Annotated in this window: 10 protein-coding genes; 5 read left to right on the top strand and 5 right to left on the bottom strand. The window is 60.9% G+C overall.

Annotated features, from left to right (window positions below; translation table 11 throughout):
• Positions 1-115: 115 nt before the first annotated feature.
• The 3 genes from nuoE to Q0J85_RS14660 all read left to right on the top strand — a co-directional run bounded on the left by nuoE (position 116) and on the right by Q0J85_RS14660 (position 4,327).
• The gene (nuoE, locus tag Q0J85_RS14650; RefSeq protein WP_294482958.1) at positions 116-646 is read left to right on the top strand and encodes an NAD(P)H-dependent oxidoreductase subunit E; all 531 of its coding nucleotides are present in this window, start codon (positions 116-118) and stop codon (positions 644-646) included.
• A 66-nt stretch (positions 647-712) separates the two neighbouring features.
• A complete protein-coding gene (locus Q0J85_RS14655; protein WP_294482962.1) occupies positions 713-2,557 on the top strand; it encodes an NADH-ubiquinone oxidoreductase-F iron-sulfur binding region domain-containing protein in 1,845 nt (614 codons plus the stop codon).
• 30 nt (positions 2,558-2,587) lie between these two features.
• Positions 2,588-4,327 (top strand): NADH-dependent [FeFe] hydrogenase, group A6, encoded by a 1,740-nt coding sequence (locus tag Q0J85_RS14660; protein ID WP_294482965.1) that lies wholly within the window; start codon positions 2,588-2,590, stop codon positions 4,325-4,327.
• Between the two features lie 50 nt (positions 4,328-4,377).
• Here the strand turns inward: Q0J85_RS14660 and mutY are convergent, their stop codons facing one another.
• Genes mutY through Q0J85_RS14675 form a run of 3 tightly spaced genes read right to left on the bottom strand, consistent with a single transcriptional unit; the run spans position 4,378 to position 6,454 of the window.
• Complete coding sequence (mutY, locus tag Q0J85_RS14665; RefSeq protein WP_294482967.1) at positions 4,378-5,424, bottom strand: A/G-specific adenine glycosylase; 1,047 nt, start codon at positions 5,422-5,424, stop codon at positions 4,378-4,380.
• Positions 5,421-6,080 carry a thiamine phosphate synthase gene (gene thiE, locus Q0J85_RS14670; RefSeq protein WP_294482968.1) on the bottom strand — a complete coding sequence of 220 codons (660 nt, stop codon included), beginning with the start codon at positions 6,078-6,080 and terminating at the stop codon, positions 5,421-5,423. Before thiE ends, mutY begins: the two co-directional genes overlap by 4 nt.
• A 5-nt stretch (positions 6,081-6,085) precedes the next feature.
• Complete coding sequence (locus Q0J85_RS14675) at positions 6,086-6,454, bottom strand: hypothetical protein (protein WP_294482970.1); 369 nt, start codon at positions 6,452-6,454, stop codon at positions 6,086-6,088.
• A 201-nt stretch (positions 6,455-6,655) separates the two neighbouring features.
• On the opposite strand from Q0J85_RS14675, the gene clpB reads away from it, so the two are divergent.
• Positions 6,656-9,235 carry an ATP-dependent chaperone ClpB gene (gene clpB, locus Q0J85_RS14680; RefSeq protein ID WP_294482972.1) on the top strand — a complete coding sequence of 860 codons (2,580 nt, stop codon included), beginning with the start codon at positions 6,656-6,658 and terminating at the stop codon, positions 9,233-9,235.
• Between the two features lie 58 nt (positions 9,236-9,293).
• Here clpB and Q0J85_RS14685 read toward each other — a convergent pair whose 3' ends face one another.
• Positions 9,294-10,448, bottom strand: a complete 1,155-nt coding sequence (locus tag Q0J85_RS14685) for a YkvA family protein (RefSeq protein WP_294482973.1) — start codon at positions 10,446-10,448, stop codon at positions 9,294-9,296.
• Positions 10,445-11,530, bottom strand: coding sequence for a hypothetical protein (locus tag Q0J85_RS14690; RefSeq protein WP_294482975.1), 1,086 nt, complete (start codon positions 11,528-11,530; stop codon positions 10,445-10,447). Before Q0J85_RS14690 ends, Q0J85_RS14685 begins: the two co-directional genes overlap by 4 nt.
• 155 nt (positions 11,531-11,685) lie before the next feature.
• Here Q0J85_RS14690 and Q0J85_RS14695 point away from each other — a divergent pair.
• The coding region (locus tag Q0J85_RS14695; RefSeq protein WP_294482977.1) for a hypothetical protein at positions 11,686-12,032 on the top strand (347 nt) is incomplete at its 3' end.

Genomic DNA, 12,032 nt, shown 5'->3' on the forward strand with positions numbered 1-12,032 from the left:
CGTGTATCGAACATTAAAAAACAATTGGATGTTTGAGGATTTTACTCAATTCAAACTCGTAAAAAATTGAGTTTTTCCCGGCATCGAAGTGGAATTTTATCATAGGAGAACAAATATGAGCTGTCAGTGCCAGTGCGCCGCGACCTCCCCGACCCGTACTCCGGAGGAAGCGGCGAAATTCGACGAACTCGGACGTTTCATCGCGTCGCTGAACGTAGATTCCATTCCGGACCGCCGGCGCGGTTACCTGATCCAGATTCTGCATCGTGCGCAGAGCATTTTCGGATACCTTCCCGAAGAGGTTCAGGAGTTCGTCGCCAGAGCGCTGAACATCTCCCGCGCCGAAGTGTACGGCGTGATCAGTTTTTACAGCTACTTCACAGACAAGCCGGTCGGCCGTTACAAGATCAATGTCTGCACCGGAACCGCCTGTTTCGTGAAAGGCGCGCAGAAAGTACTCAACGAATTCAAGACCCGGCTCGGGATCAAGGAGGGTGAAAGCACTCCGGACGGCAAATTCTTCCTCGGAGCGCTGCGCTGCGTCGGGGCGTGCAGCCTCGCGCCCGTCGTCATGGTCAACGACAAGGTCTACGGCAACATGACCGCGGAAAAAGTCGCGGATATCCTGAAAGAGTGCGGAGAGTGATTCTCCCGCCCGACACCGCTCCCCGATGAATCAAAAAAAATGCAACCATTTCTGGAGTAGTTTTTTATGAAAATTGAATCCCCCGTACAACTCGCGGAGACCGCCGGGCAGCTGAACGCGCGTCCCCGTCCGCCGATGAAACTGCTCGTTTCGCTCGGCACCTGCGGCATCGCCGCCGGAACCCAGCCTGTGCTCAAGGCGATCAGGGACGAGATCACCGAACGCCGCCTCGAAAACGCGATCGAAGTCAGTGAAGTCGGCTGCATGGGCCTCTGCTACGCCGAGCCGGTCATCATGCTTCTCGACCGCGAATCGGGCAAGCGGCTGATTTACGGCGATGTGACGCCGCAGCAGATTCCGGCGATTCTCGCCGCCGGAACCGACGCCCCCGCGACCGGGACCCGCACGATCGACCGCAACTGGTACTATCCCGAGAGCGAAACCCCGGCCGACGGGGAATTTCAGGCGCGCATCGTTCTGCGGAACACGGGCCGGATCAACCCCGAGAACATCGAAGAGTACATCGCCGAAGGCGGCTACACGGCGCTCGCGAAAGCGCTGACCGAAATGAAACCGCAGGACGTGATCGACCTCATCTCCGCTTCCGGGTTGCGCGGACGCGGGGGCGGCGGCTTCCCGACCGGACGCAAATGGCAGTTCGCCGCGAACCAGCCCGCCGGAGAGAAGTTCATCATCTGCAACGCCGACGAGGGCGATCCGGGCGCGTTCATGGACCGTGCCGTGCTCGAGGGCGACCCGCACACGGTGCTCGAAGCGATGGCGATCGGCGGCTACGCGATCGGCGCGTCGACCGGTGTCATCTACATCCGCGCGGAGTATCCGCTCGCGGTGAAACGGCTCGAAATCGCGATCCGGCAGGCCGAGGAACGCGGACTGCTCGGAAAGAACCTCTTCGGCAGCGGTTTCGACTTCAAGATCGAAATCAAATTCGGCGCGGGCGCATTCGTCTGCGGCGAAGAGACCGCGCTCATCCATTCGATCGAGGGCAAGCGCGGCGAACCGACCGTCAAACCCCCGTTCCCCGCGGTCGAGGGTCTCTGGAAACGGCCGAGCGTGGTCAACAACGTCGAAACCTATGCGAACATCTGCGCGATCGTGCGCAAGGGGGCGGAGTGGTTCCGCTCGATCGGCACCCAGGGGTCACCCGGAACGAAAGTGTTCGCGCTCGCGGGCAAAGTCGCGAAAGTCGGTCTCGTCGAAGTCCCGATGGGCAGCACATTGCGGGAGATCATCTTCGGCATCGGCGGCGGCATCAAGCACGGCCGCGAATTCAAGGCGGTTCAGACCGGCGGTCCCTCCGGCGGCTGCATCACGAAACAGCATCTCGACCTCGGAATCGATTACGAATCGCTCAAGGGGATCGGCTCGATGATGGGTTCCGGCGGCATGATCGTCATGGATGAGGACGACTGCATGGTGAACATCGCGAAGTTCTTCCTCGAATTCACGCTCGACGAATCTTGCGGGAAGTGCACGCCGTGCCGCATCGGCAACCGGAGACTCTACGAGATGCTCGAGGACATCACGAACGGACTCGGCACGGTCGAGACGATCGAGAAGCTTAAGACGCTCTCGGCGACGATCAAGGACACCGCGCTCTGCGGCCTCGGTCAGACCTCGCCGAACCCGGTGCTCTCGACGCTGAGCAACTTCGAGGATGAGTATCTCGCGCATGTGAAAGAGTCGCGCTGCCCGGCGGGCGTCTGCGTGAAACTCGTTCATTACACCATCACCGACAAGTGCGTCGGCTGCGGGCTCTGCGTCCGTCACTGCCCGGCGAACTGCATCTCGGGCGAACGGAAAATGCGGCACGAGATCGACCAGTCCCGCTGCCTGAAGTGCGGCGCGTGCTACCAGGTCTGCAAGTTCCACGCCGTGGAAAAACATTGAGCAATCCGCCGGAAAGGATAACCCTGATAAATGAAGATCAATCTGAAAATCAACGACTCCCCGGTCTCGGTCGAGGCCGGTACGACGATTCTGGAAGCGGCTGAACAGCTCGACATCCACATTCCGACTCTCTGCCATTTGAAGATGGACTGCCTGCAGATCGAACACCGTTCCGGCTCCTGCCGCGTCTGCGTGGTCGAAGTCAAGGGGCGGCCGAATCTCGCCCCGGCGTGCAGCACGCCGGTCGCGGAGGGGATGGAGGTGCACACCAACACGCTGCGTGCGATCAATGCGCGCCGGACGATCCTCGATCTGCTGCTCTCGGACCACCCGAAAGACTGCCTCATCTGCCCGAAGAACTTGAACTGCCAGCTCCAGGCGCTCGCGCAGGAACTCGGGCTGCACCATCTGCTCTACAAAGGGGAGCAGTCCACCTACAACAAGGACCTTTCGAGCAATGCGATCGCCCGCGATCTCGACAAGTGCATCATGTGCCGCCGCTGCGAAACGGCGTGCAATGTGATCCAGACGGTCGGGGTGCTCTCGGGCGTCGGGCGCGGATTCGAGGCGGTGGTCGCTCCGGCGGGGCTCAAGCCGCTCGTCGAAACCGAGTGCGTCTTCTGCGGCCAGTGTGTGCAGGCGTGTCCGGTCGGCGCGCTGAGCGAGATCGATTACAAATATCCGGTCTGGCGCGCGCTGAACGATCCCTCCAAGACCGTCGTCGTGCAGACCGCTCCCGCCGTGCGTGTGGCGATCGGCGAGGAGTTCGGGCTGGCACCCGGCTCGATCAGCACCGGCAAGATGGTCGCGGCGCTGCGCAAACTCGGATTCGACAAGGTGTTCGACACCGATTTCGCGGCAGATTTGACGATCATGGAGGAAACGAGTGAACTCATCGAACGGATCAGGGAGAACAAGAATCTGCCGATTCTCACGAGCTGCTGCCCGGGCTGGGTCAAATTCCTCGAGCATCAGTTTCCGGATCTGCTCTACATGCCGTCGACCGCGAAATCGCCGCAGCAGATGTTCGGAGCGATCGCGAAGAGCTACTATGCCGAGAAGATCGGTGTGAAGCCGCAGGATATCATCGTGGTTTCGGTCATGCCGTGTCTCGCGAAGAAGTATGAAGCGTCACGACCGGAGTTCAGCCACGACGGCGTCCGTGACGTGGACATCGTGATCTCGACCCGCGAACTCGCGGACATGATCCGCGAAGCGGGCATCCAGTTTGCGGAACTCGACGATCAGCCGTATGACTCCCCGCTCGGCGACTCGACCGGTGCGGCGGTGATCTTCGGTGCGACCGGCGGCGTGCTTGAAGCGGCGCTGCGCACGGCGGCCGACTGGCTCGCGAAAGAGGATCTGCAGGAGATCGACTTCAAGGCGGTCCGCGGCATCAAGGGCATCAAGGAGGCAACCGTCACCATCGCCGGGCTCGAACTGCGCGTAGCGGTCTGTTCCGGCCTCGGCAACGCCCGCAAGCTGCTCGAGAAGATCCGGCAGGGCAAGGCGAACTATCAGGCGATCGAGATCATGGCCTGTCCCGGCGGCTGTCTGAACGGCGGCGGGCAGCCCTACCATCACGGCCACGGGAAAATCCTCGTCAAACGCATGGAGGCGATCTACGAGGACGACCGCAACCAGCCGATCCGAAAGTCGCACCAGAATCCGGCCATTCAGCAGCTCTACGCCGAATACCTCGGCGAGCCGGGCAGCCACTTTGCGCACAAACTGCTGCATACGCATTACTCCGACCGTTCCAGAAAGTAAACGGCAACGACCGCGCCCCGGAGTCCGGAAAGATTCCGGGGCGTTTTTTTTCAGCGCCAGAGCGCGTCCAGAAAGCAGCGAAAAGCCGAGGGGAGTGCGAGTTCGGCTTCAAAACCGGCCCGATCCACCCAGCGAAAGGTGTCGGGCACAGCCTCGCATTCGATGCGGAACGCGGTCATGTTCCACTGTCGGTGCGTGAAGATGTGCGTCCCCTCCCCCGCCGGAGCGATGGAACGCGGAGCAAGACCCCACTCCTGCGCGAGCGCGAATGCGGCCGGTTCGGAAAGCGTCCCTCCGACGTTCGGCAGCTCCCACATTCCGGCGAGCAGCCCGCTCTTCGGGCGGCGGCGGAACGCGGCGGAATCGCCGTTGCGCAGCAGAAATACGGTGAGGGCGTCCTCGCGGCGCGGTTTCTTCGGACTCTTCACGGGAATCTCCCCCGTGGACTCCTCGCGCCGCGCGCGGCAGAGCTCCCGCCACGGACAGTTGTCGCAGAGCGGTTCCCCGTTCGGCAGGCAGACGAGCGCGCCGAGTTCCATCAGCGCCTGCGTGAAGTCGCCGCAACGTCCGGCAGGATAGATGAGCCGCAGAGCGTCGGCAACCGCCAGCTTCACCGCGGGGCGGGAAACATCCTCGCGGCAGCCTGTGAGCCGCATGATCACGCGCAGGACATTGCCGTCCACGGCCGGTTCCGGCAGCGAAAGTGCGATCGAAGCGATCGCCCCGGCGGTGTAATCGCCGATCCCCGGCAGCGACAGCAGCTCCCGGCGCGAAGCGGGAAACCGCCCGCCGAAATCCGAGACGATCCGCTGCGCCGCTTTCTTGAGATTCCGCGCGCGACTGTAATATCCGAGCCCTTCCCAGAGTTTCAGCAGCCGCCCGTCGTCGACCGCCGCGAGAGACGCGACATCGGGAAGCTCCCGCAGAAACCGTTCGTAATAAGGCTTTACCGCTTCGACGCGGGTCTGCTGGAGCATGATCTCCGAAATCCAGACGCGATACGGTGTCGGCTCCTCGCGCCACGGCAGCGATCGCCGATTTGCCTCGTACCAGGCGAGCAGCGGGCAGACCGCTTCCGCAGGGATTTCGATCCTCATGAGAACAGCGCCCGGAGGCTCTTCACTTTCGAGGCAACATCTTTCGCCTGCGTGATTTCAGTCACCATCGCGATGTGACGCACCCCGGCTTTCACAAGTTCCGGAATGTGGCGCGCCTTGATTCCCCCCATGACCGAGAAAGGAACATTCACATAAGGGAGAATCGCTTTCATCGCCTCAAGCCCGAGCGGTTCATAGCCGACCTCCTTGGTCTGAGTCGGATAGATCGGGCCGATGTTGATGCAATCCGCTCCCTCGCGCTGCGCGCGCAGCGCCTCTTCGAGATTGTGGGTTGAGTTGCCGATCCAGAGCGACTCCGAAAGCGAGCGGGCGGCGGCGATCGGCAGATCCTCCTGCCCGAGATGGACTCCGTCGGCGTTGGCGGCGACAGCGACGTCGGCGTGGTCATCGATGATGAGCAGAATCCCATACTCATTGGCGATCATCCGGCAGCGGACGGCGAGCTCATAGAGCGCTTTCTTGCCCAGATGCTTCTCGCGCAGCTGCACGACTTTCGCGCCCCCCTCGGCGACGGCGCGGAAAATCTCCTCGACCGGCCGCCCGAGACAGAATTCGGAGGAGATGACCGGATAGATGTCGGCGGACTCGAACGCGGCGCGTTTTTCAACGCGCGTACCAAAACAGGATTTCAGCATAATGACTACTCTTTCTTTTTGAACCGGGGACACTCCCCCATCGGATCCGCGGCATGACCGTCAATGCCGCAGAGGGTTTTGAACGGGTGTTCGATGAAATGGACGCAGTTCCGACAGAAGCGGCCATATCCCTCGTCGGGCGTGAGATCGGCTTTCGCCTCGGGCGGGGCCGACTCCCCGAGCAGGGCGGCGAGACGCCCCGAGTTGGACGGCGTCTTCTCCGCGCTGCCGTCGGCGGGATTCCCGAGTTCGGCACCGCAGAGGGCGCAGACGAGCACTTTCCCGATCAGGGTAAACCCCTCCATCTTGTTCTTCGACTTCACGATGCTCCGCTCGCCACAGCGGGGACAGACAAATGATTCTCCTACGCGCATGCTCTCTCCTGTGCCAGATTGTCACGATATCCGGGACAAACTGTCCCGCCGCCGCCCGGTATTTCCCGCGCATTTCCGCTGAAAGTTAAGGTACACCGCTTTGCATTTTTTACAAGTACCCGGAACGGCGGCAGGCAGGAATAACTGGCATGTTTCCTGCTGCAAAAACGCTCGAGACTTCCAGGAAGGAGAAAAAGAATTATGAATATGGAAAAGCTGACGAACAAAACCCGCGAGGCGCTTCTGGAATCCCAGAATATCGCCGTCGGGAACCGCAACACCGAGCTGCGGGACATCCACGTTCTGGCCGCATTGATGCGCCAGGAGGATGGACTCGTTCCCTCACTGCTCGAGAAACTCGGCGTGAGCCGCAAACTCTTCAACACCCAGGTTGACGAGGCGCTCGCAAAACTGCCGACCGTCGAGGGATCGGAACAGCAGGTTTACCAGTCTCGGGAATTCAGCACGCTGCTGGTCGACGCCGCCCGCCAGGCCGAGTCGATGCAGGATGAGTATGTGAGCGTCGAGCATCTGCTTCTGGCGATGTTCCAGGCGACCGGCTCGAGCGCGCTTGAACTGCTGACGAAAGCGGGACTCACTGCCGACAAGGTGTTGCAGGCGCTGCAGAGTGTCCGCGGCAACCAGCGCGTGACTTCCGCCGATCCGGAGGGGACGTTCGAGGCTTTGAAAAAATATTCGCGCGACCTCACACTCATGGCGATGCAGGATAAACTCGACCCTGTGATCGGCCGTGACGAGGAGATTCGCCGCGTGATCCAGATTCTGTCCCGCCGGACCAAAAACAACCCGGTGCTCATCGGCGAACCCGGCGTCGGTAAAACCGCCATCGTCGAGGGACTCGCGCGCCGTGTCGTGCGTGGCGACGTTCCCGAAAACCTCAAGGATCGCCAGGTCGTCGCGCTCGATATGGGCGCTCTGATCGCCGGTGCGAAGTATCGGGGAGAATTTGAAGAGCGTCTGAAAGCCGTGCTCAAAGAGGTCACCGCCTCCGAAGGCAAGGTCATTCTCTTCATCGACGAGCTGCACACCGTCGTCGGGGCGGGCGCTTCCGAGGGTTCGATGGACGCGGGCAACCTGCTCAAACCGATGCTCGCACGCGGCGAACTCCACTGCATCGGCGCAACCACCCTCGACGAGTATCGCAAATACATCGAGAAAGACGCCGCGCTCGAACGTCGTTTCCAGTCGGTGCTGGTCAATCCGCCGAGCGTCGAGGACACGATCTCGATTCTGCGCGGTTTGAAAGAGCGGTACGAACTGCACCACGGCGTGAAGCTGCGGGACAGCGCGCTTGTCGCCGCCGCCGTGCTCTCGGACAAGTACATCTCCGACCGGTTCCTGCCGGACAAGGCGATCGACCTGGTCGACGAGGCCGCGGCCGCGCTGAGAACCGAAATCGACAGCTCCCCCGAGGAGCTCGACGAGAACGAACGGCGCGTCATGCAGCTTGAAATCGAGATCACCGGACTCAAACATGAAAAGGACTCCGCCTCGATCAAACGGCGGGAAAACCTCGAAGCCGAAGTCGCGGAACTCAAGACCGAAGGCAAGGCGCTCCGTGCCCGGTATGAGAACGAGAAGAAAGCGATCACCGATCTGCGCACGCTGCGCGAATCGCTCGACACCGCGCGCGCCAAACTCGACAAGGCCACGCGCGAATACAACTATGAAGAGGCCGCGAAACTCCAACACGGCATCATTCCCGGAATCGAGCGTCAGATCGCCGATGCCGAGAAGAAGATCAAGGAGTCGGGTGAATCGCGGCTGCTCAAGGAAGAGGTCGATGAGGAGGATATCGCCGCGATCATCAGCCGCTGGACTCACATCCCGGTCGCGAAACTCGTCCAGAGCGAGAAAGAGAAACTTCTCGCACTCTCGAGCCGTCTGCATGAACGGGTGATCGGTCAGAGCGAGGCGGTTTCGGCGGTTTCCGACGCGGTGCTGCGTGCCCGGGCCGGCCTGAAAGATCCGAATCGGCCGATTGCGAGCTTCATCTTCCTCGGGCCGACCGGTGTGGGCAAAACCGAACTGGCCAGAACGCTCGCGGCGGATCTCTTCGACGATGAACGCGCAATGGTGCGGATCGACATGTCCGAGTACATGGAAAAATTCAGTGTCTCGCGTCTGGTCGGCGCGCCTCCTGGCTACGTCGGCTACGAGGAGGGCGGCCAGCTCTCCGAGGCGGTGCGGCGGCGGCCGTACTCGGTCGTGCTCTTCGATGAGATCGAGAAAGCGCATCCGGATGTGTTCAACATCCTGCTGCAGATCCTCGAGGACGGCATCGTGACCGACTCGCAGGGACGCACGGTCAGCTTCAAGAACACGATCATCATCATGACCAGCAACATCGGCAGCGACCGCATCCTCGCGGCGTCGGGCGACGTTGACGCGCTCAAAGAGGATCTGATGATCGAACTGCGCCGCCACTTCCGGCCGGAGTTCCTGAACCGGATCGATGAGACGCTGATCTTCCACGCCCTTACGAAAGAGGAGATCAAGCAGATCGTGGACATTCAGCTCAAGCGCCTTGCGAAACGGCTCGCCGATCAGGAGATCGCGCTCGAGGTCACGCCCGAGGCGAAAGAGCTGCTTGCGGACGAGGGTTATGATCCGTCGTTCGGCGCGCGGCCGCTGAAACGGGCGATCATCCGACTCGTCGAGACGCCGGTCTCACGCAAGATCATCGGCGGTGAAATCCTGCCGAATTCGACGCTCGTCATCGGTCGGAAAGATGACAAGCTCACGTTTGAAACGAAGTAATCCGGCACAACCAGGCGGGCGGGAATGCAAAACATTTCCCGCCCGTTTTTTTACCAATTCACTTCCGCGTCTGGTCCAGCGCCCCCCGGAAAATGATTCCGGTGAGGATCGTGACAGCCACATCGTCGAGCACGCCGAAGAACGGCACCGCGTCCGGAACCAGGTCGATCGGCAGAAGCACCCAGGCGAGCGCAATGAGCGTAATCAAGATCACGCGCGGCCAGACGGCAAGTCCGCCGAGCAACGTCTCGCAGCAGCAAAGTTTCTCATCAGGAACGAGAAACGTTCCGCTGTCATCCCCGGCCAGGCGCATGATGCGGTACTCGTAGAGGATGCGCGCAGTCAACTCCGACGCGGCGGCGCGAAGTTCGGCGGAGCTGCCGGGCAATCCATATTCGCCCGCGACGATGCGGCGCACAGCCTCCTCCGTCACGCGGCCGTCTTCGCGCCCCTGAACCGCGATCCGCAGAATCGAACGCAAACCGGGTTCGTCGATCGGCACGGCCGCGAGGCGGGTCACCACGTTTCCGTAGTAGGTCATGCGCTCCCAGCGGCAGAACTGCAGCGCCATCCCCGCGAAGAGACAGAGTGTCCCGGCGATCAGAAAACCGAAAGAATCCCCCCCCTGGTCAAAAACGGCGAAGAGCTCGATCGCGATCAGCAGCATGAGCAGCGCAACGCGCGCCCCGAGTTTGCGGAAACTCAACGCCAGAAGCATGACGATGAAAAACAACGTCACCTGCCAGTTCAGAAACAGGTCGCGAATCCAGTACGGAACATATTCGAGCAGACGGCTGATCCCGATTTCATCACTGATGGAAGTGATTCCGTTGAGCGCCACCGCCCACCAGCTTCCGTCCTCCATCGGCGCACTCGGAGCAGAGACGATCCGCGCGATGAAGAGAAACGACGGCAGACACATCGCAAACTGCAGCAGCAGATTCGCTCCGCGCGGCGGACCGAAGAGCATCATCTCCCAGCAGAGTGTCGCGACGATCACGAACGCCAGCAGCAGCGTCACCATCCCCTGCTGATAGGTGAAAGCACCGGCCCGCTGAAAAAACGGATCGCGCACGAAACAGAGAAAACTCCCCATGTAAAGCAGCAGCACCACCCAGAATCTCCACGCGCGGAAACCGGAGACCCCCTGTCCTCCCCCGGGCGATTCATTCAACCATCGCCATACAATCGACATCCATTCTGACGCTTTCATCGGCCGCCTCCTGTCAGCGCCGCTTCCTCCTGCTTCATACGCTCCGTGAGCGGCGTCCTGGTACCGTGAGCAGCACCGTTCCAGTAGATTTGATTGTACCAGCTGTCCTGTTCGAGCAGGGTTTTCAAAATAAACACCTTGAGTTCCACAAACGGCCGTTCCTGCTGCTCATCGATGAGGCGCCACGCCTCTTCGCGGGCATCGACACCGGGATCGCCGAGATTGTCGTCGGGGAAATCAGCTGTGCCCCTGCCGCCCTCGAGTATCCACTTGAATGTCAGAAGCTCGGCTTTGAGCAGTGTCAACTGCTTTTTGATCTCGTCCCGCTGCGGGAGGCGGCGGCGGTTGTCGCTTTTTTCTTCGAGAATCTGCAGATCTTCGAGCGCCTGATTCACATCCTGCAGTTTCCGCTCCCAGTTGTCCCGCCATTTTCCCGCCCGGATCTCCTCGTAAAACTTTCCGCAGGAGGGGAATGCCCGTCGCTGCGACAACACGAGAAAGTAATGCCACATCAGGTTGTCCCGATCCTGTCCGACCAGTCTCCTCGCCCAGGAGATCGGCCCCATTCCCCCCCGTGTCGACCCGGCACGTTCGCAGGAGGCGAAATAGAGGTAGAAAAGCGCATCGTGCCGGGGCAGGATTTTCTCCTCCATGCTGCTGAGCGGCGCCTGGAGAATTTCGATCGCTTTTTCATAATGCTCGTCATTGTACGCTTCGCAGGCACGGGTGTATGGATCGAGAAACGGAGAGTCCCCCGGGAAACGCGGCCCGCGGTAATGCCACGCGAATTTCAGCGACGGCGCCGGAATCGGCCGGGGAAAGTAAAGATAGACGAACCAGCCGATTCCGCACAAAGCCAGCAGGATCAGCAAAATCTCATATCTCCGGTACCGGCTGCGGAATGAGGCATGAAACTCCATGACGGTATCGGAAACATCCGCCGGCAGACACTTCGACACCGTCTCGAGAAATTCCGGGGAATCGGCGTCGATCTTCCGCAGCCCGGTCGAACACGCTCCCTCCTCCCCGTTCACCTGCAGCTCTCCGTCTCCCGGAGCCGCGGGTTTCAGATCATCGCTCATCGATCACCTCTCCTGCATTCACGATCTACTATATACCCATCCGCATGGTTTTACAAATTTCGCCATTGCCCTGCGCCGGAAATTGACATCACAGTGACGGAATGCTATTTTAGAAAAAGACATTTTTACGCACCCATCCGGAGAATCGACTCATCATGGCCGAATATCACACTCTCGTTCTCGGCAGTTCCGCAGAAGCGGATGCCGCCTATTTCACGCTTTCGAGCGGCGACTACGCCGCCAATGTCACCATTCTCGCGGGCGGTATGCTGCAGCTCGAACCGGGCAGCGCCGTCTCCGTCGTCACGGTCATGGAGGGGGGGATGCTGGAACTTGCGGGCAGCGCCGAAACCGTCACCGCCGCCGGCGGCGCGATTCTGGTCGCAGACGGCGGCGGCATCGCGCGGCTCGAACTCTTCGGCGACTCGAAAGTGAACGTCGAGAGCGGCGGTGTCGTCTTCTCTTTCCAGACGGACGCGAGCGACCTCATCGGATACGATTT

It is taken from the genome of uncultured Victivallis sp. (genome assembly GCA_944389935.1).
In the GTDB taxonomy this organism is placed as follows: Bacteria; Verrucomicrobiota; Lentisphaeria; order Victivallales; family Victivallaceae; genus Victivallis.

Excerpts from the sequence above, each read along its gene's own strand:
- nuoE (WP_294482958.1), top strand. The coding sequence starts at position 116 with ATGAGCTGTCAGTGCCAGTGCGCCGCGACCTCCCCGACCCGTACTCCG.
- Q0J85_RS14655 (WP_294482962.1), top strand. The coding sequence starts at position 713 with ATGAAAATTGAATCCCCCGTACAACTCGCGGAGACCGCCGGGCAGCTG.
- Q0J85_RS14660 (WP_294482965.1), top strand. The coding sequence starts at position 2,588 with ATGAAGATCAATCTGAAAATCAACGACTCCCCGGTCTCGGTCGAGGCC.
- mutY (WP_294482967.1), bottom strand. The coding sequence starts at position 5,424 with ATGAGGATCGAAATCCCTGCGGAAGCGGTCTGCCCGCTGCTCGCCTGG.
- thiE (WP_294482968.1), bottom strand. The coding sequence starts at position 6,080 with ATGCTGAAATCCTGTTTTGGTACGCGCGTTGAAAAACGCGCCGCGTTC.
- Q0J85_RS14675 (WP_294482970.1), bottom strand. The coding sequence starts at position 6,454 with ATGCGCGTAGGAGAATCATTTGTCTGTCCCCGCTGTGGCGAGCGGAGC.
- clpB (WP_294482972.1), top strand. The coding sequence starts at position 6,656 with ATGAATATGGAAAAGCTGACGAACAAAACCCGCGAGGCGCTTCTGGAA.
- Q0J85_RS14685 (WP_294482973.1), bottom strand. The coding sequence starts at position 10,448 with ATGAAAGCGTCAGAATGGATGTCGATTGTATGGCGATGGTTGAATGAA.
- Q0J85_RS14690 (WP_294482975.1), bottom strand. The coding sequence starts at position 11,530 with ATGAGCGATGATCTGAAACCCGCGGCTCCGGGAGACGGAGAGCTGCAG.